Source organism: Xenorhabdus beddingii (genome assembly GCF_002127545.1).
GTDB classification, from domain to species: domain Bacteria; phylum Pseudomonadota; class Gammaproteobacteria; order Enterobacterales; family Enterobacteriaceae; genus Xenorhabdus; species Xenorhabdus beddingii.
This window is the reverse complement of record NZ_MUBK01000001.1, coordinates 74,221-92,830: the sequence shown is the minus strand read 5'-3', so window position 1 is coordinate 92,830 and position 18,610 is coordinate 74,221. Positions and strand designations below refer to the sequence as shown.

Genomic DNA, 18,610 nt, shown 5'->3' with positions numbered 1-18,610 from the left:
CCGTAAACTCTTAATTGTGGTGATTTGTGGGATAATGTGGAGATTTGGGCCATCAAGGGGTAACCTGAGTATGTTTCGTGGAGCAACACTGGTTAATCTCGATAGTAAAGGGCGGCTCACTGTACCAGCCCGATATAGAGAAACGCTGAATGAGGAATCAACAGGTCAAATGGTTTGTACCATTGATCTCCATCAGCCGTGCCTGTTGCTTTATACATTACCCGAATGGGAAATCATCGAAGAAAAGTTATCTCGCTTATCCAGCATGAATCCAGCCGAACGTCGCGTTCAACGTTTGTTATTGGGACACGCCAGTGAATGTCAAATGGACAATGCAGGGCGTCTTTTATTAGCCAATACACTGCGTCAGCACGCAGGGCTAACAAAAGAGGTCATGTTGGTTGGGCAATTTAATAAATTTGAATTGTGGGACGAGCAAGTTTGGTATCAGCAGGTACAGAATGACATTGCCGCTGAACAGTCCGCGCAAGAACCTTTATCAGCACGGCTACAGGATTTATCACTATAAACATGGCAAACAGTCATTTTAAACATACCAGTGTATTACTGGATGAAGCGGTCAATGGACTGAACATTCGAGAAGATGGAGTTTACATCGATGGGACATTCGGGCGGGGAGGACACTCTCGCCTGATTTTGTCAAAGTTAGGGCCTGACGGACGTTTAATGGCGATTGATCGTGATCCACAAGCCATTGAAGCGTCAAAATCGATTGCTGACAAGCGTTTTTCTATCACCCATGGGCCATTTTCTGAATTGGCCGCCTATGTAGAAGAGGCCGGTCTGCTTGGGAAAATTGATGGTGTATTGCTGGATTTAGGGGTTTCATCCCCACAATTGGATGATCCGGAACGGGGTTTTTCATTTATGCGTGACGGGCCTCTGGATATGCGGATGGACCCGACGCGTGGACTGTCTGCCGCAGAGTGGTTGATGAAAGCGGAAGCCGATGACATCGCATGGGTCCTGAGAACATTTGGTGAGGAACGCTTCGCCAAGCGTATTGCAAAAGCCATTGTGACCCGCAATCAGGAGCAGCCGATGACCCGCACCCGGGAGCTGGCAGAACTCATTGCTCAGGCAAGTCCAGTGAAGGAAAAACATAAACATCCGGCCACACGCAGCTTTCAGGCTATCAGGATTTACATTAACAGTGAACTGGAAGAGATAGAACGTGCATTGGATGGCGCATTGCGCGTTCTTGCACCACAAGGGCGATTATCTGTCATCAGTTTCCATTCGTTGGAAGATCGCATAGTGAAACGCTTTATCCGACTACACAGCCAAGGGCCACAGGTTCCAGCCGGTTTGCCTCTCACAGAAGTGCAATTAAAAGCACTGGGGGGAAGAAGTCTGAAATCCATTGGCAAAATGAAGCCTTCAGGGGATGAAGTGGCCACAAATCCAAGAGCGCGAAGCTCGGTTTTGCGATTTGCTGAAAAGGCGGGTGAGTAATGGCGGGTGAACGTCATGGGTTAGTCGGGGTGATTGGCGGGGATATCATCCGCAATGCCAAAATCCCACTGATTTTGCTGGTAGCTGTTGTGGTTTCAGCCATTAGCGTTGTGACGGTCACTCATCAGACCCGCTTATTGACTGCGGAGAAAGAGCGTCAAGTGATTCAGATTGATGCTAAGGATATTGAATGGCGTAACCTGCTCCTTGAAGAAAATGCTCTCGGTGATCACAGTCGGGTTGAACGGATTGCGACTGACGAATTGCATATGCAACACGTTGATCCAGGTAAAGAGAATATTGTGATAACTCAATGAGTCCAGTTGACAATCAAAAGGTAGGCGATGAAAGCTGCACGCTCTTTAAAGTTGAAAAAGCAAGAAGATAAAGCAAGTTTTGTAAGCTGGCGTTTTGCCTTGCTGTGTGGGGGCATTGGGTTTGCTTTGATCGGGCTTTTGATTCGTGTTGCTTATTTGCAGATAATCAATCCCGACCATTTGGTAAAAGAAGGGGATTCGCGCTCCCTGCGCGTTCAGGCTATCCCGACCGCCCGTGGCATGATAAATGATCGCAATGGGCGTCCTCTGGCCGTCAGTGTGCCGGTTGATGCGATTTGGGCAGACCCCAAAGAAGTGTTTGAGAAAGGTGGCATCACCGATGATACCCGCTGGAAGGCATTGGCCGATGCGTTATCCATTCCGCTTGAACAATTGACCAATAAAATCAGTGACTATCCTAATGGGCGGTTTGTTTACCTTGCCCGTCAAGTCAATTCTTCCATCGGTGATTATGTCGAGAAATTGAGACTGCCTGGCATCCATTTGCGTCAGGAATCTCGCCGTTATTATCCGGCAGGGCAGGTGACCGCGCACATTATTGGGGTAACCAATATTGATGGCAAGGGCATTGAAGGGGTGGAAAAAAGTTTTGACAGTTGGCTGACCGGTATGCCGGGAAGCCGGACGGTACGCAAAGATCGCAAAGGGCGTGTCATTGAAGATATCGCCTCTACGGATAGCCGGGCTGCTCACGATCTGACACTCAGTATTGATGAGCGCCTGCAAACTTTGGTGTATCGGGAACTGACTAAAGCCGTCTCACTGAACAAAGCGGAATCCGGTACCGCCGTACTGGTTGATGTGAATACAGGTGAAGTCCTGGCAATGGCAAACAGCCCCTCTTATAACCCGAATAATTTGGCTGGAACGCCGAAAGATGCGATGCGCAACCGTGCCATCACCGATATTTTTGAGCCGGGATCGACGGTGAAACCGTTGGTGGTGATGAGTGCGCTGAACAGTGGCATAGTCAAAGAAAATACGGTGTTGGATACCCGGCCATATCGATTAACGTATGGTTCGCGCGGGCATGAAATCAAAGACGTCGCCGCCCGCCCTGAATTAACCATCACCGGAATTTTACAGAAGTCGAGTAACGTTGGTGTTTCCAAACTGGCGTTAGCGATGCCCGCTTCCGAGCTGGTAGATGTTTACTTACGCTTCGGAATGGGAAGACCGACCAATTTGGGGCTGGTCGGAGAAAGCAGTGGCTTATTTCCAAAAAATAAACAACGGTGGTCGGATCTTGATAGGGCCACCTTTTCTTTCGGCTACGGGCTAATGGTCACACCGCTACAATTAGCGCGAGTCTATGCAACGATAGGCAGTTTGGGCATTTATCGCCCTCTGTCAATTACCAAGGTCGATCCCCCCGTATCAGGAACCAGGGTATTTCCTGAACCTATCATGCGAACCGTGGTGCACATGATGGAGAGCGTGGCATTACCGGGCGGCGGCGGTGTACGGGCGGCGATAAAAGGTTATCGCATTGCGATTAAAACAGGTACGGCAAGGATCGTCGGGCAGGATGGCAACTACCTCAATAATAAGCATATTTCTTATACTGCGGGGATTGCTCCTGCGAGTCATCCACGGTTTTCATTGGTTGTGATCATCAATGATCCACAGGCTGGTAAATATTATGGCGGTGCGGTTGCCGCGCCGGTCTTCGGTGCCATCATGAGTAGTGTTCTGCGTACCATGAATGTTGAACCTGATGCATTGCCTGTGGGCGATAAAAACGAATTTGTGATTGATAAATAAAGAGGATGAAAGTGGCAGATCGTAATTTACGCGATTTATTGGCTCCCTGGGGTGTTGATACACCGGAGCTTCCGCTGCGTGAAATGACATTGGACAGCCGCAAGGCGGCTGCCGGAGATCTGTTTGTTGCCGTTCAAGGGCATCAAACGGATGGTCGAAAGTATATTCCTCAAGCCATCGCTCAGGGCGTCGCTGCGGTGATTGCAGAAGCGAAGGGAAAAGCGGATAACGGCACGATACAAAAAATACACGGTATCCCGGTTATCTATCTGGATGATTTAAATAATAAATTATCAAAACTGGCGGGTGAGTTTTACCAACATCCCGGTAATAAGCTGAAATTGGTCGGTGTTACCGGAACCAATGGAAAAACGACCACAACACAATTGCTGGCACAATGGAGCCAAGGGCTTGGCGAAACCAGTGCGGTGATGGGGACGGTAGGCAATGGTTTGTTGGGCATGGTCGTACCCGGCGAAAATACCACCGGATCAGCCGTTGATATTCAGCTTGATTTACAGCAGCTTATTCATCAGCACGCCACGTTTGCTGCGATGGAAGTCTCTTCACATGGCTTGATTCAGGGAAGAGTGGCGGCGTTGCCGTTCCAGGCGGCCGTTTTTACTAATTTGAGCCGTGACCACCTTGATTATCATGGTGATATGGAAAATTACGAACAGGCCAAATGGATGTTGTTCAGCAGCCATGATGTGAAACAAAAAATCATCAATGCTGATGATGCTGTGGGTCAGAAATGGTTGTCTCGCCTACCGGATGCGGTGGCTGTCACGATGGAGGATCGCTTGCCGGAAAATTGGCCGGGGCGCTGGTTATCGGCCGGTGAAGTCCATTATCACGACAAAGGCGCCTCTATTGCGTTTACTTCAAGTTGGGGAAAGGGAACGCTCAACAGCCCCCTGATGGGGGCATTCAATGTCAGTAATCTGTTATTGGCTCTTGCGACTTTGCTGTCACTGGAATATCCCTTGGAAAAATTGCTGGCAGCCGCTTCTTGTTTGGCACCCGTTTGCGGGCGCATGGAAGTCTTTTCTGCGGCTGGCCGTCCTACCGTTGTCGTCGATTACGCCCATACGCCAGATGCCTTGGAAAAGGCGCTGTCTGCGGCTCGCCTGCATTGTAAGGGGCAACTCTGGTGCGTATTTGGCTGTGGTGGTGATCGTGACAAAGGTAAACGCCCACTGATGGGCGGTGTTGCGGAACAGGGCGCGGATCGCGTGATAGTAACGGATGACAATCCCCGCAGTGAAGAACCTCAGGCCATTGTGGCTGATATTCTGGGCGGATTTATCGATCCAGGCCGGGCGATGGCGATTCATGGGCGCGTTGAAGCCGTCACTAGCGCCATTATGCAGGCAACTGCAGAAGATGTTGTGCTTGTGGCAGGGAAAGGCCACGAAGATTATCAACTGGTTGGCAACCGTCGTCTGGATTATTCAGATCGCCTGACCGTTGCCCGTTTGCTGGGGGTAATCGCATGATCCCTCTGACTCTCCGGCAATTGGCTCAGATAACGGGTGGAACGTTAGATCAGATAACTGCACAGCAGGCAGAGATCCTCAAGATTCATGCCGTAGAAACCGATAGCCGCAAGATCGTGCGCGGCGGCCTGTTTATTGCCCTGAAAGGTGAAAAATTTGACGCCCACGATTTTGCTGCGGATGTTGTGCAGTCGGGCGCAGGGGCTTTATTGGTCAATCGTCGGCTGGATGTGAATTGTCCTCAGGTGATCGTTGAAGATACACGTCTGGCGATGGGAAAACTCGCGGGTTGGGTTCGTCAGCAAAGTCAAGCGCGGATCGTGGCCCTGACGGGTTCTTCGGGCAAAACCTCCGTCAAAGAGATGACGGCGGCGATCCTGCGCCAATGTGGACATACCCTGTATACGGCAGGTAACTTCAACAATGACATCGGTGTGCCATTGACGCTGTTCAGGCTCACGGCCGAACACCAATTTGCCGTGATTGAACTGGGTGCCAACCATATCGGTGAAATTGCCTATACCACTGACATGACGCGCCCTGAAAGTGCTCTGGTCAATAATCTGTTTTCTGCCCATCTGGAAGGATTCGGTTCTCTGGCCGGAGTTGCTAAAGCAAAAGGTGAGATCTTTGAAGGGCTTGCCTCAACCGGAACGGCCATTATCAATCTCGATAGCCATGATTGGGAACATTGGCAGCACAGCATCCGTGATCCACAGACAGTATGGCGTTTTTCTGTTTCATCAATGGCAGGGGCCGACTTTTACGCGACAAATATTGTTGAGCAACCACTGGCAACCCATTTTTGCCTTCATACCCCAATCGGCAATGTGGAACTGACATTACCATTGCCGGGTAAACACAATATTGCCAACGCGCTGGCAGCCAGTGCCCTCGCAATTTCGGTTGGGGCATCGTTAGAAAATATTCGTGTCGGATTAGCGGAATTAAAAGCCGTTTCAGGTCGCCTGTTCCCCATTCACCTCACCGGGGAAAAAGTGGTCTTGGATGACACGTATAACGCCAATCCCGGCTCAATGATTGCAGCGGCGAATGTGTTATCGCAGATGCCCGGCTATCGGGTCATGGTGGTCGGCGATATGGGTGAACTGGGCGAACAGGCAATTCAGTGTCACCGTGAGGTGGGAGAGGCCATCGCATCTGCAGACATAGATAACGTCTTGAGTGTTGGCATTCTGAGTACCCATATCAGTGACGCGAGTGGCCGGGGGCAGCATTTTGCGAACAAGGCTGATTTAGTGGCCGCGCTGCTTTCCTTACTGGAACAACATGCAATGATTTCCATATTAATTAAAGGTTCACGCAGTGCCGCGATGGAAGAGGTAGTGAACTCACTGAAGGAGAATTTCCAATGTTAGTTTGGCTGGCCGAATATTTGGTTAAGTATCACACAGGCTTTAACGTCTTTTCTTATCTGACGTTCAGGGCCATTGTCGGCTTGCTGACAGCACTGTTCATTGCGTTATGGATGGGGCCAACCCTGATTGCTTACCTGCAAAAACTACAGATTGGTCAAGTTGTACGTAATGACGGCCCGGAATCTCACTTCAGCAAACGTGGGACACCAACGATGGGGGGATTGCTGATTCTGTTCTCCATCACGCTCTCTGTTTTGTTGTGGGCGCGTTTGGATAACCCCTATGTCTGGTGCGTACTGGCTGTGTTGCTGGGCTACGGCATTGTCGGGTTTGTGGACGATTATCGCAAAGTGGTTCGCAAAGATACCAAGGGGTTGATTGCCCGTTGGAAATATTTCTGGCAGTCCGTGCTGGCTCTGGGTGTGGCATTTGCAATGTACAGTATCGGCAAAGAGACATCAGCAACCCAATTGGTCGTGCCCTTCTTCAAAGAAGTGATGCCACAACTGGGAATGCTTTACATTCTGCTGGCCTATTTCGTCATTGTAGGCACCAGTAACGCAGTGAATTTGACCGATGGGCTGGATGGTCTGGCGATCATGCCAACGGTACTGGTTGCCGCCGGTTTCTCTTTGGTGGCATGGGCTACGGGTAACGTGAATTTTGCCAACTATCTGCATATCCCTTACTTGAGCCATGCGGGTGAGTTGGTGATTGTCTGTACTGCAATAGTCGGCGCCGGATTGGGCTTCTTGTGGTTCAACACCTATCCGGCACAAGTGTTCATGGGCGATGTGGGTTCACTGGCTTTGGGCGGTGCGCTGGGCACCATTGCGGTATTGCTGCGTCAGGAATTCCTGTTGGTCATCATGGGGGGGGTATTTGTGGTGGAAACCCTCTCTGTCATTTTGCAGGTGGGTTCGTTCAAGCTGCGTGGGCAACGCATTTTCCGCATGGCACCGATTCACCACCACTATGAATTGAAAGGCTGGCCAGAACCGCGGGTTATCGTGCGTTTCTGGATTATTTCCCTGATGTTGGTATTGATTGGCCTGGCAACTCTGAAGGTACGTTAATTATGGCTGAACAACTCATGACGGTATACGGGGGTAAAAAAGTCGTCATTGTCGGGTTAGGGCTGACCGGTCTTTCCTGCGTTGACTTTTTCATCACTCGCGGCGTGACTCCGCGAGTGATGGATACCCGTACCGTGCCACCGGGCAGCGATAAGCTGCCTGATGGCGTTGAATGTCACACCGGCAGCCTAAATGAACAATGGCTGCTTGATGCCGATTTAATCGTTGCCAGTCCGGGCATTGCGTTGGCAACGCCTGAATTGCAGGCGGCGGCGGATGCAGGCATTGAAATTGTGGGAGACATTGAACTGTTTTGTCGTGAAGCCATCGCCCCGATAGTTGCCATTACCGGCTCAAACGGTAAAAGCACCGTGACGACTCTGGTTGGCGAGATGGCAAAAGAGGCCGGATGGCAGGTTGGCGTCGGGGGGAATATTGGTATTCCGGCTTTGGAATTACTGAAAAAGCCTTGTCAGTTGTATGTGTTGGAGCTTTCCAGCTTTCAGCTTGAAACGACTTACAGCCTGAAAGCTGCCGCCGCGACAGTGCTGAATGTCACCGAAGACCACATGGTACGTTATCCGCAAGGGGTGTCACAATACCGTGCGGCGAAATTGCGCATTTACGATCAAGCCAAAGTGTGTGTCGTGAATGAACAAGATGTATTGACGTTACCGGAATCAGGCAAAGATAGCCGTTGTGTCAGTTTTGGTGTGGATAATGTGGGTGTGGATAGCGGTGAATATCAACTGGATAGCAGACACCAACAACTGAGGGTTAATCACGCCCCGGTGTTGTCAACCCGTGACATGCGATTGGCCGGGCAACATAACTACACTAATGGACTGGCAGCACTGGCGTTGGCGGATGCTGTTGGTATCCCCCGTGCAGCCAGTCTTCAGGCATTACGGACTTACTCCGGGCTGGAACACCGCTTTCAGGTGATTCATACGAGAAATGGCGTTCGCTGGGTGAATGATTCTAAAGCCACCAATGTTGGCAGCACCCAAGCGGCACTGAGTGGATTGAAACTGGAAGGCACACTCTATCTTTTATTGGGTGGAGATGGAAAAGCGGCAGATTTTACCCCGCTGAAGCCTTATTTATCTGGCAGTAATATGCGTCTTTACTGTTTTGGTCGTGATGGGGATCAGTTGGCACGATTGTGTCCTGAAATCTCAATACTGACAGAAACGATGGAACAGGCGATGAGAGACATTGCACCCAGACTGGTTGTTGGCGACATGGTACTGCTGTCACCCGCCTGTGCGAGTTTCGATCAATTCAATGGTTTTGAACATCGTGGTCATGAATTTGCCCGTCTGGCAGAGGAGTTAGGCTGATGACCATTCCGGGCCTTGGTAAATTTAAACATTGGCTGGCGGGAAATGTGGAAGCAGATACCACAGATATCGTCATGTATGATCGTACCCTGGTCTGGATGATATTGGGGTTGGTTGTTATTGGTTTTGTCATGGTGACGTCAGCCTCAATGCCAGTGGGTCAGCGCCTCACTAACAATCCGTTTATTTTTGCGCAACGTGATGCGATTTATTTGCTGCTGTGTTTTTGCTTATCGCTGATCACACTGCGCATTCCGATGGAATTCTGGCTGCGTTATAGCAATGTCATGTTGTTGGTCACCATTATCATGTTGGTTTTGGTGCTATTTGTCGGCAGTTCGGTCAATGGTGCATCACGTTGGGTGGCGGTGGGTCCGCTGCGTATCCAGCCTGCCGAATTGTCGAAATTGTCGCTTTTTTGCTACCTCTCCAGTTATCTGGTCAGAAAGGTCGAGGAAGTCAGAAATAATTTCTGGGGATTCGGCAAGCCGATGGGCGTCATGATTGCATTGGCTATCTTGCTGTTGGCACAGCCGGATTTGGGAACCGTGATCGTGTTGTTTGTGACCACATTGGCATTGCTGTTTCTGGCGGGGGCCAAATTGTGGCAATTCCTTGCCATCATTGGCTGTGGGATCTTTGCCGTCTGCGTGTTGATTGTCGCTGAACCTTATCGCATACGTCGGGTAACCTCTTTTCTGAATCCGTGGGAGGATCCTTTCGGCAGTGGCTATCAGCTAACCCAGTCATTAATGGCATTTGGCCGGGGCAGTTTCTTTGGGCAGGGGTTGGGAAATTCAGTCCAAAAACTGGAGTATCTGCCAGAAGCTCACACTGACTTTATTTTCTCCATTCTGGCTGAGGAATTAGGTTATTTCGGTGTGGTTTTAGTGTTGGCAATGGTATTCTTCGTCGCTTTCCGCGCAATGATGATTGGCCGCAGGGCATTACAACTTAACCAACGGTTTTCAGGCTTTCTGGCTTGCGCCATTGGTATATGGTTCAGCTTTCAGGCTTTCATCAATGTTGGCGCAGCGGCAGGTATGCTGCCAACGAAAGGATTGACATTACCTCTCGTAAGTTATGGTGGTTCGAGTCTGATTGTGATGTCAACCGCCATCGTTTTGTTATTGCGAATTGATTATGAAGTGCGCCTGACAAAAGCACAGGCGTTCGTAAGGAGCCCTAAATGAGTGGCAAAAACCGGCGTTTAATGGTGATGGCAGGGGGGACTGGCGGTCATGTGTTTCCGGGGCTGGCGGTTGCTCATCATTTGAAAGAGCAGGGGTGGGATATTCGCTGGTTGGGAACGGCTGATCGCATGGAAGCTGATTTGGTGCCGAAGCATGGCATTGATATCGAATTTATTCAGATTTCAGGATTGCGGGGCAAAGGGATAAAAGCACTGCTTGCTGCCCCGATTAGAATTTTTAAAGCGATTCGGCAGGCAAAAGCGATTATGCGCCGTTATCAGCCGGATGTGGTACTGGGGATGGGAGGATATGTCTCTGGGCCGGGTGGGATCGCGGCATGGCTCTGTGGCATCCCGGTTGTCCTGCATGAACAGAATGGTATTGCGGGGCTGACTAATCGCTGGCTGGCGAAAATCGCCAGAACGGTTTTACAGGCATTTCCGGGGGCATTTCCTAACGCACCGGTTGTCGGTAACCCGGTAAGGGAAGATGTACTGGCATTACCTCTGCCTGCGCAGCGTTTGGCTGGGCGTGAAGGCCCGGTGCGGGTATTGGTTGTTGGTGGCAGCCAGGGCGCGAGGATTCTGAACCAAACCCTGCCAGAAGTCGCCGCTCGCTTGGGCGATAAAATAACATTATGGCATCAGGCGGGTAAGGGCGCTCAGGAAGAAACCCAGAAAAAATATGAAAATTTGGTCAAATCTGAATTTAAGGTGACTGAATTTATTGATGATATGGCGCAGGCTTATGCGTGGGCAGATGTTGTTGTGTGTCGTTCTGGGGCGTTGACGGTCAGCGAAATTTCTGCCGCCGGTTTACCCGCGATTTTTGTTCCATTCCAGCATAAAGATCGCCAGCAATATTGGAATGCTTTGCCATTGGAAAACGTCGGGGCAGCCAAGATACTCGAACAACCCGCATTTACGGTGGAAGCGGTGGCAGAGTTGTTAACGCAGTGGCAACGCCCACAATTGCTGGAAATGGCAGAAAAAGCGCGCTCAATAGCTATCATCAATGCAACCGAGCGCGTGTCAGCAGCGCTGATAAATGCTGTTGAAAAGCATTCAGGCCGTTCCAAGTAGAACGGTGATGTAAACATAACGAGTGAAGATTAAAACGTGAATACACAACAATTGGCGAAATTAAGAGTTTCAGTGCCTGAAATGAGAAAAGTCAGGCATATCCACTTTGTCGGCATTGGTGGTGCTGGCATGGGTGGCATCGCCGAGGTGTTGGCTAATGAAGGTTATCAGATAAGTGGTTCTGATCTGGCACCCAATCCTGTCACACAGCAACTGATTGCACTGGGTGCAACGATTTATTTTAATCACCGCCCGGAAAATGTACGGGATGCCAGCGTAGTGGTTGCATCCACTGCCATTTCTGCGGATAACCCAGAGATTATAGCGGCTCGTGAGGCTCGCATCCCTGTGATCCGCCGTGCGGAAATGCTGGCAGAACTCATGCGTTACCGCCACGGTATTGCCATTGCGGGCACGCATGGAAAAACGACCACAACCGCCATGATTGCCGGCATTTATGCGCAGGCGGGGCTTGACCCGACCTTTGTTAATGGTGGGCTGGTGAAGGCTGCGGGCACTCACGCCCGGTTAGGCAGCAGCCGTTACCTGATTGCAGAAGCCGATGAAAGTGATGCGTCATTTTTGCACTTGCAACCGATGATGGCAGTTGTCACTAATATTGAAGCCGATCATATGGATACCTATCAGGGCGATTTCGAAAATCTGAAACAGACGTTCGTGAACTTCCTGCATAACCTGCCATTTTATGGTCGGGCGGTAATGTGCGGTGATGACCCTGTGGTGCAAGAACTCATTCCCCGGATCGGGCGCTATATCACGACCTACGGTTTTAGTGAGGCAGCGGACGTTCGCATTACCCACTATGAGCAGAAAGGAGCACAGGGTTTTTTCACCATTCGTCGGCATGATCTGCCAGACCTGCATGTGGTGTTAAATGCGCCCGGACGCCACAACGCCCTGAATGCGACGGCTGCCGTGGCTGTTGCGACCGAAGAGGGCATCAATGATGCGGACATTCTGGCATCACTGGCCGAATTTCAGGGAACCGGGCGTCGGTTTGATTTTCTGGGGGAGTTTTCCCTTAAGCATGTCAATGGCAAAGAAGGCAGTGTGATGTTGGTCGATGATTATGGTCATCATCCAACCGAAGTTGATGCCACGATTAAAGCTGCACGGGCTGGCTGGACCGATAAACGTATAGTGATGGTATTTCAGCCGCATCGTTATACAAGAACGCGTGATTTATATGATGATTTTGCCAATGTGCTGGGTCAGGTAGATGTTTTGTTGATACTGGATGTGTATGCCGCAGGTGAAACGCCCATTCCGGGGGCGGATAGCCGCTCTTTATGCCGCACTATCCGTAGCCGTGGAAAATTGGAACCGATTTTTGTGTCAGATCCCGAACACATTCAGCTTCTGCTATCACAAGTAATAGAAAACAATGACTTAATATTGGTACAGGGTGCCGGTAATATCGGTAAAATAGCGCGCAATCTGGCTGAAACAAAATTACAGCCATCTTTTAATGAGGGAGAACATCATGGTTGATAAGGTCGCGGTTCTGTTGGGTGGAACATCTGCTGAACGTGAGGTTTCATTACAATCAGGGCAGGCTGTTGTGGCTGGATTGAAAGAAGCGGGCATTAATGCTCATCCGGTCGATACAAAAGACTTTGATGTGACTAAACTCAAAGAAGAAGGATTCAATAAAGTCTTTATCGCACTACATGGTCGTGGCGGTGAGGATGGCACCCTGCAAGGTTTACTGGAATTTCTGCAGCTCCCTTATACCGGCAGTGGCGTGATGGCCTCTGCGTTGTCAATGGATAAATTGCGCACAAAACATCTATGGCAAGGGGCAAAACTGCCTGTTTCTCCTTATGTCGTCATTAATTCGCAAAAATTTGAACAAGTTAATGATTCTCAAATCAAAGAATATGTTCAAGAATTAGGGTTACCGCTCATGGTTAAACCCAATCTGGAAGGTTCCAGTGTCGGGATGACCAAAGTGAATGATTATGCTGACCTGCGTGGTGCATTGGAACTGGCTTTCCAGTATGACACGAATGTATTGGTTGAAAAATGGTTGTTTGGCCCTGAATATACTGTGGGTTTTTTGGGGGATGAGGCGCTTCCTTCTATCCGCATTCAGGTCTCGGATGTGTTTTATGATTACAATGCGAAATATCTTTCCAACGAAACAAAATACTTCTGTCCAAGTGGCTTGAGTGTGGAAAAAGAGCAGGAATTGGTAGATATCGCATCAAGGGCGTATAAAACGCTGGGATGTCGTGGTTGGGGACGGGTTGATATCATGGATGATGGCAATGGCAATTTCTACCTGTTGGAGGCGAATACCTCTCCAGGCATGACCAGCCATAGTCTGGTGCCCATTGCAGCACGTCAGGCCGGACTCAATTTTTCTCAACTCGTCGCGAGAATTTTGGAATTGGCTGATTGATATGTCACAGGCAGCCCGGAAGATCCGGGAGCGGGAGAGTGAAGCTCAGGGAGTCCGTCCCAGTAATGGTTATTATCTGCTAGGGATGATCTTCTTCCTGATGGTGATTGGCACCATCATATGGGGAGGCTGGATGACGCTGGACTGGATGAAGGATTCGAACAGGTTACCGCTCTCAAAACTGGTGTTGACAGGGACACGTCATTACACCACGAATGATGATGTCAGACAGTCTATTTTGTCTCTGGGTGCCCCCAGAACATTTATGACCCAGGATGTTAACGTCATTCAAGAAAAGATTGAACAGTTGCCATGGATTCGGCAAGTCACTGTGCGGAAACAATGGCCCGATGAACTGAAAATACATCTGGTAGAATACGTGCCCTATGCGCGCTGGAATAATACCCAAATGCTGGATGCAGAAGGCCGGGTATTCAGTTTACCGATGGAACGCAGTGCAAGTGGGTCATATCCAATGCTTTTCGGGCCAGAAGGCAGAGAAAATGATGTATTAGATGGATACCGCACAATGTCAGCTTTGCTTGAAAAACATCACATTAAATTGAAAGCATTGAGCATCACAGCGCGTAACTCCTGGCGATTGGTATTGGATAACAATATCCAATTAGAGGTAGGAAGTCGATATCAAAAGGAACGAGTGAAACGTTTTATTGAACTTTCTCCCTTGTTGCTGAAGAACACGGAGAAACGTGTGGATTATGTTGACTTACGTTATGACAGTGGTGCTGCGGTAGGTTGGGCTCCTTTATTAACTGACGCTCCGGTTTCAATGAACGGGCAAGAAAACAAACAGTGACTGGTAATAAAACAGAGACAGGCAGAATAACGATGATCAAATCAACGGACAGAAAATTGGTGGTTGGCCTTGAAATCGGGACAGCAAAGGTCTCTGCCCTGGTTGGTGAAATTCTGCCCGATGGTATGGTTAATATTATCGGAGTAGGAAGTTGCCCATCCCGTGGCATGGATAAAGGCGGTGTCAACGATCTTGAATCGGTCGTTAAATGCGTACAGCGTGCCATCGATCAGGCTGAACTCATGGCGGATTGTCAAATCTCTTCAGTCTATCTGGCGCTTTCCGGCAAGCATATCAGTTGTCAGAACGAAATCGGCATGGTGCCTATTTCGGAAGAAGAAGTCACGCAGGATGATGTGGACAGCGTTGTCCATACGGCTAAATCGGTTCGTGTTCGTGATGAGCACCGTATTTTGCATGTGATCCCACAGGAATACGCGATTGACTATCAGGAAGGGATCAAAAATCCAGTAGGGCTATCCGGCGTGCGTATGCAGGCGAAAGTCCATTTGATTACCTGCCATAACGACATGGCGAAAAATATCGTAAAAGCGGTTGAGCGTTGTGGCCTGAAAGTTGACCAACTTATTTTTGCCGGACTGGCAGCCAGTTACGCTGTGCTCACGGAAGATGAACGTGAACTGGGAGTCTGCGTCGTTGATATTGGCGGCGGGACGATGGATATCGCGGTATACACTGGCGGTGCATTGCGCCATACCAAGGTTATCCCTTATGCCGGCAATGTCGTGACCAGCGATATCGCTTATGCATTTGGTACGCCGCCAAGTGATGCGGAAACCATCAAGGTTCGCCACGGCTGTGCATTGGGTTCAATCGTCAGCAAGGACGAAAGTGTCGAAGTCCCAAGCGTGGGAGGGCGTCCTCCCCGTAGCTTGCAACGCCAGACATTGGCTGAGGTGATCGAGCCTCGTTATACGGAACTGCTGAATTTAGTGAATGATGAAATTTTGCGATTGCAGGAGCAATTGCGTCAGCAGGGAGTCAAGCACCACCTGGCAGCAGGGATTGTCCTGACAGGGGGAGGAGCCCAGATTGATGGTCTTGCCGATTGTGCCCAGCGGGTATTCCATACCCAGGTGCGCATTGGTCGGCCGCTGAACATCACTGGACTGACAGATTATGTGCAGGAGCCTTGCTACTCAACAGCGGTCGGGCTTCTGCATTATGGCAAAGAATCCCACCTTGGCGGAGATTCTGATGCCGATAAAAGAACGTCAGTGAGCGGCTGGTTTAAGAAAATCAGCAACTGGCTGAAAAAAGAATTTTGATTTTTTATACAGAGGCTACGACAATATCGCCGGCCTCGATATAAAGGCACAAAACGGAGAGAAATTATGTTTGAACCACTGGAATTAACCAATGACGCGGTGATTAAAGTCATCGGCGTCGGCGGCGGCGGCGGTAATGCTGTGGAGCACATGGTGCGTGAGCGTATTGAAGGTGTAGACTTCTTTGCGATCAACACCGATGCTCAGGCTCTGCGTAAGACGGCTGTTGGTCAGACTATCCAGATTGGCAACGGCATTACGAAAGGATTGGGCGCCGGAGCAAACCCTGAAGTTGGCCGTACTGCTGCGGAAGAAGATCGTGAATCACTGCGTACCGCACTGGAAGGTGCTGACATGGTATTCATCGCTGCCGGTATGGGCGGTGGTACAGGAACAGGGGCGGCGCCTGTTGTGGCTGAAATTGCCAAAGAACTTGGCATTTTGACTGTTGCTGTTGTCACTAAGCCATTTAATTTCGAAGGCAAAAAACGTATGGCCTTCGCGGAACAAGGGATCACTGAACTTTCCAAGCATGTGGATTCATTGATTACCATTCCAAATGACAAGTTATTGAAAGTTCTGGGTCGCGGTATTTCCTTGCTGGATGCATTCGGTGCAGCCAATGATGTCCTGAAAGGGGCGGTGCAAGGTATTGCAGAGCTGATTACCCGTCCAGGATTGATGAATGTTGACTTCGCTGACGTTCGTACCGTGATGTCTGAAATGGGTTACGCCATGATGGGTTCGGGTATCGCACAAGGTGAAGATAGAGCGGAAGAAGCTGCGGAAATGGCTATCTCCAGTCCATTGCTGGAAGATATTGATCTTTCTGGTGCCCGTGGCGTTCTGGTTAACATTACAGCGGGCTTCGACTTGCGTCTGGATGAATTTGAAACGGTGGGTAACACCATCCGTGCATTCGCTTCTGATAATGCCACGGTTGTTATCGGTACGTCACTGGACCCGGATATGAACGATGAATTGCGTGTGACGGTCGTCGCCACCGGCATTGGGATGGATAAGCGTCCGGAAATTACGTTGGTGACCAATAACAAAGCACCTCAGGCAAACACGATGGAGCGCCGTTACCCGCAGATGCCCGGTGGAATTCCTGCTTTGTCTGATGAGAACAAAACAGCAGCAAAAGTCGTCAATGACCAAAATGCGCATACGAGCAAAGAACCTGACTATCTGGACATTCCTGCGTTCTTGCGTAAGCAGGCTGATTGATAGCCAAAAAATTGGTTTCTCCGCTTTTTGTGCTAAACTATCCTGCCAGTCATGTTTTATAGTGGTTGGCAGGATAAGTAACATTGCGAGATATAAACGATGATCAAACAAAGGACATTAAAACGTATTGTTCAAGCGACCGGCGTCGGTTTGCACACCGGGAAGAAAGTCACGCTGACAATGCGTCCAGCGCCGGCCAATACCGGGGTCATCTATCGTCGTACTGACTTGAATCCCCCGGTAGATTTTCCGGCAGACGCCAAATCTGTGCGTGACACTATGCTCTGTACTTGTCTGGTTAACGAGCATAATGTGCGGATTTCAACCGTTGAGCATTTGAATGCCGCGTTAGCTGGCTTGGGCATTGATAACATTGTGGTTGAAGTTGATGCGCCAGAGATCCCGATTATGGATGGTAGTGCCAGCCCGTTCGTTTTCTTGCTATTGGACGCAGGTATCGAAGATCTGAATGTGGCGAAAAAATTCGTGCGCATGAAAGAAAGCGTTCGTGTGGAAGAGGGCGATAAATGGGCCGAACTGGCGCCTTATCACGGTTTTAGCCTGGATTTTACCATCGATTTTAACCATCCGGCGATTGACTCCGGTTCACAGCGTTATAGTTTGGACTTCTCCGCAGATTCATTTGTTCGCCAGATTAGTCGGGCACGTACTTTCGGATTCATGCGCGATATTGAATACCTGCAATCTAAAGGCTTGTGTCTTGGCGGCAGCTTCGATTGTGCGATTGTGGTCGATGATTACCGCGTACTCAATGAAGATGGTCTGCGCTTTGAAGATGAATTCGTTCGCCATAAAATGCTGGATGCCATCGGCGATCTGTTTATGTGTGGCTACAACATCATTGGCGCCTTTACGGCGTTCAAATCAGGCCATGCGTTGAACAACAAGTTGCTGCAAACTGTTCTGGCGAAGGAAAGCGCTTGGGAGTTTGTCACATTTGAAGATGAAGCTGAAATGCCACTGGCTTTCCGTGCTCCATCCTTGGTGTTGGCGTAATGGCTCATGTACGCACTGTTAACATGCTTATTAACTCATGCGTGTTAACTAAAGAGTGTTGAGATCATTCCTATGATGCACCAGTGGGTTATGTTATCTATTACGCTCCTTTCGCTGATGTTTTTTATCCAGCGTTAGCGCTTCTTCTTGGCTGTACTGGTACCCTCTCCGGCCAGTGCAGCCAATCGTTCCAATCTTCTTTTCAATTTTTCAGGGCTACGTTCAGCCAACATCATTAATGTTTCGGCGCTTTCATGAGTGAGCTGGCGCTTTGGTAATTCCTGATTATCATTATTGAATGCCTTTATTGACGATTTTGAGACATCCTGCGCATTATTATCACACTTAACCATTAATGATGGATTAATCCTGATGTCGATTGAGGATAAAGATGGTAGAATTTCGCGTCTCAAAGTAGAGAGCAAAACCGGAATTTCATAACGCAGCCGAGTCATCCAACTGGCATTTCCTGCTTCCAGTACCAGAATTTGTTTGCGATAATTGGCGACCCGACACCACGGGTGCAATTGGGCAGGAAGCAAACTGAGAACGGCACGGTTGAGTTTCAATAATGCGATGGCATGTCTTTGAATAACTTGAAGTGGGCTTTTTCCGACAGTCGCCGCATCTTCAAACAGCGTATCCAGTGATTGTGGGCGGCTATCTCGCATAATACAGGCAG

General features: G+C 49.5%; 16 protein-coding genes and 1 pseudogene. 16 read left to right on the top strand and 1 reads right to left on the bottom strand.

Annotated elements, in window-relative coordinates; translation table 11 throughout:
- Positions 1 to 70: 70 nt before the first annotated feature.
- The 16 genes and pseudogenes from mraZ to lpxC all read left to right on the top strand — a co-directional run bounded on the left by mraZ (position 71) and on the right by lpxC (position 17,928).
- Complete coding sequence (gene mraZ, locus Xbed_RS00405; RefSeq protein ID WP_086110984.1) at positions 71 to 529, top strand: division/cell wall cluster transcriptional repressor MraZ; 459 nt, start codon at positions 71 to 73, stop codon at positions 527 to 529.
- A gap of 2 nt (positions 530 to 531) precedes the next feature.
- Positions 532 to 1,476 (top strand): 16S rRNA (cytosine(1402)-N(4))-methyltransferase RsmH, encoded by a 945-nt coding sequence (gene rsmH / locus Xbed_RS00400; protein WP_086110983.1) that lies wholly within the window; start codon positions 532 to 534, stop codon positions 1,474 to 1,476.
- Positions 1,476 to 1,793 carry a cell division protein FtsL gene (gene ftsL / locus Xbed_RS00395; RefSeq protein ID WP_086110982.1) on the top strand — a complete coding sequence of 106 codons (318 nt, stop codon included), beginning with the start codon at positions 1,476 to 1,478 and terminating at the stop codon, positions 1,791 to 1,793. Before rsmH ends, ftsL begins: the two co-directional genes overlap by 1 nt.
- Positions 1,794 to 1,820: 27 nt before the next feature.
- A pseudogene (locus tag Xbed_RS00390) lies at positions 1,821 to 3,603 on the top strand (peptidoglycan glycosyltransferase FtsI).
- Positions 3,590 to 5,077 (top strand): UDP-N-acetylmuramoyl-L-alanyl-D-glutamate--2,6-diaminopimelate ligase, encoded by a 1,488-nt coding sequence (murE, locus tag Xbed_RS00385; protein WP_086111116.1) that lies wholly within the window; start codon positions 3,590 to 3,592, stop codon positions 5,075 to 5,077. The pseudogene Xbed_RS00390 and the gene murE overlap by 14 nt, the downstream one beginning before the upstream one ends.
- Positions 5,074 to 6,456 (top strand): UDP-N-acetylmuramoyl-tripeptide--D-alanyl-D-alanine ligase, encoded by a 1,383-nt coding sequence (murF, locus tag Xbed_RS00380; protein ID WP_086110980.1) that lies wholly within the window; start codon positions 5,074 to 5,076, stop codon positions 6,454 to 6,456. The genes murE and murF overlap by 4 nt, the downstream gene beginning before the upstream one ends.
- Complete coding sequence (mraY, locus tag Xbed_RS00375) at positions 6,450 to 7,532, top strand: phospho-N-acetylmuramoyl-pentapeptide-transferase (RefSeq protein WP_086110979.1); 1,083 nt, start codon at positions 6,450 to 6,452, stop codon at positions 7,530 to 7,532. Before murF ends, mraY begins: the two co-directional genes overlap by 7 nt.
- Before the next feature lie 17 nt (positions 7,533 to 7,549).
- The gene (gene murD / locus Xbed_RS00370; RefSeq protein WP_208612166.1) at positions 7,550 to 8,875 is read left to right on the top strand and encodes a UDP-N-acetylmuramoyl-L-alanine--D-glutamate ligase; all 1,326 of its coding nucleotides are present in this window, start codon (positions 7,550 to 7,552) and stop codon (positions 8,873 to 8,875) included.
- The gene (gene ftsW / locus Xbed_RS00365; RefSeq protein WP_086110977.1) at positions 8,875 to 10,068 is read left to right on the top strand and encodes a cell division protein FtsW; all 1,194 of its coding nucleotides are present in this window, start codon (positions 8,875 to 8,877) and stop codon (positions 10,066 to 10,068) included. Before murD ends, ftsW begins: the two co-directional genes overlap by 1 nt.
- Entirely contained in the window at positions 10,065 to 11,150 is a 1,086-nt protein-coding gene (gene murG / locus Xbed_RS00360) for an undecaprenyldiphospho-muramoylpentapeptide beta-N-acetylglucosaminyltransferase (protein ID WP_086110976.1), read from the top strand. Before ftsW ends, murG begins: the two co-directional genes overlap by 4 nt.
- Before the next feature lie 36 nt (positions 11,151 to 11,186).
- Positions 11,187 to 12,662, top strand: coding sequence for a UDP-N-acetylmuramate--L-alanine ligase (gene murC, locus Xbed_RS00355; protein ID WP_086110975.1), 1,476 nt, complete (start codon positions 11,187 to 11,189; stop codon positions 12,660 to 12,662).
- A complete protein-coding gene (locus tag Xbed_RS00350; protein WP_086110974.1) occupies positions 12,655 to 13,575 on the top strand; it encodes a D-alanine--D-alanine ligase in 921 nt (306 codons plus the stop codon). The genes murC and Xbed_RS00350 overlap by 8 nt, the downstream gene beginning before the upstream one ends.
- A 1-nt stretch (position 13,576) precedes the next feature.
- The gene (gene ftsQ / locus Xbed_RS00345; RefSeq protein WP_086110973.1) at positions 13,577 to 14,392 is read left to right on the top strand and encodes a cell division protein FtsQ; all 816 of its coding nucleotides are present in this window, start codon (positions 13,577 to 13,579) and stop codon (positions 14,390 to 14,392) included.
- 32 nt (positions 14,393 to 14,424) lie between these two features.
- Positions 14,425 to 15,681, top strand: coding sequence for a cell division protein FtsA (gene ftsA / locus Xbed_RS00340; protein ID WP_086110972.1), 1,257 nt, complete (start codon positions 14,425 to 14,427; stop codon positions 15,679 to 15,681).
- A 66-nt stretch (positions 15,682 to 15,747) separates the two neighbouring features.
- Positions 15,748 to 16,911: a cell division protein FtsZ gene (gene ftsZ, locus Xbed_RS00335; protein ID WP_086110971.1), complete on the top strand. Its 1,164-nt coding sequence runs from the start codon at positions 15,748 to 15,750 to the stop codon at positions 16,909 to 16,911.
- Between the two features lie 99 nt (positions 16,912 to 17,010).
- Positions 17,011 to 17,928: a UDP-3-O-acyl-N-acetylglucosamine deacetylase gene (lpxC, locus tag Xbed_RS00330; RefSeq protein ID WP_086110970.1), complete on the top strand. Its 918-nt coding sequence runs from the start codon at positions 17,011 to 17,013 to the stop codon at positions 17,926 to 17,928.
- Between the two features lie 134 nt (positions 17,929 to 18,062).
- Here lpxC and Xbed_RS00325 read toward each other — a convergent pair whose 3' ends face one another.
- A complete protein-coding gene (locus tag Xbed_RS00325) occupies positions 18,063 to 18,599 on the bottom strand; it encodes a DUF721 domain-containing protein (protein WP_086110969.1) in 537 nt (178 codons plus the stop codon).
- Between the last annotated feature and the right edge of the window lie 11 nt (positions 18,600 to 18,610).

Excerpts from the sequence above, each read along its gene's own strand:
- mraZ (WP_086110984.1), top strand. The coding sequence starts at position 71 with ATGTTTCGTGGAGCAACACTGGTTAATCTCGATAGTAAAGGGCGGCTC.
- ftsZ (WP_086110971.1), top strand. The coding sequence starts at position 15,748 with ATGTTTGAACCACTGGAATTAACCAATGACGCGGTGATTAAAGTCATC.
- ftsW (WP_086110977.1), top strand. The coding sequence starts at position 8,875 with ATGACCATTCCGGGCCTTGGTAAATTTAAACATTGGCTGGCGGGAAAT.
- rsmH (WP_086110983.1), top strand. The coding sequence starts at position 532 with ATGGCAAACAGTCATTTTAAACATACCAGTGTATTACTGGATGAAGCG.
- ftsA (WP_086110972.1), top strand. The coding sequence starts at position 14,425 with ATGATCAAATCAACGGACAGAAAATTGGTGGTTGGCCTTGAAATCGGG.
- murD (WP_208612166.1), top strand. The coding sequence starts at position 7,550 with ATGACGGTATACGGGGGTAAAAAAGTCGTCATTGTCGGGTTAGGGCTG.
- Xbed_RS00325 (WP_086110969.1), bottom strand. The coding sequence starts at position 18,599 with ATGCGAGATAGCCGCCCACAATCACTGGATACGCTGTTTGAAGATGCG.
- Xbed_RS00350 (WP_086110974.1), top strand. The coding sequence starts at position 12,655 with ATGGTTGATAAGGTCGCGGTTCTGTTGGGTGGAACATCTGCTGAACGT.
- murF (WP_086110980.1), top strand. The coding sequence starts at position 5,074 with ATGATCCCTCTGACTCTCCGGCAATTGGCTCAGATAACGGGTGGAACG.
- murG (WP_086110976.1), top strand. The coding sequence starts at position 10,065 with ATGAGTGGCAAAAACCGGCGTTTAATGGTGATGGCAGGGGGGACTGGC.
- lpxC (WP_086110970.1), top strand. The coding sequence starts at position 17,011 with ATGATCAAACAAAGGACATTAAAACGTATTGTTCAAGCGACCGGCGTC.
- ftsL (WP_086110982.1), top strand. The coding sequence starts at position 1,476 with ATGGCGGGTGAACGTCATGGGTTAGTCGGGGTGATTGGCGGGGATATC.
- ftsQ (WP_086110973.1), top strand. The coding sequence starts at position 13,577 with ATGTCACAGGCAGCCCGGAAGATCCGGGAGCGGGAGAGTGAAGCTCAG.
- mraY (WP_086110979.1), top strand. The coding sequence starts at position 6,450 with ATGTTAGTTTGGCTGGCCGAATATTTGGTTAAGTATCACACAGGCTTT.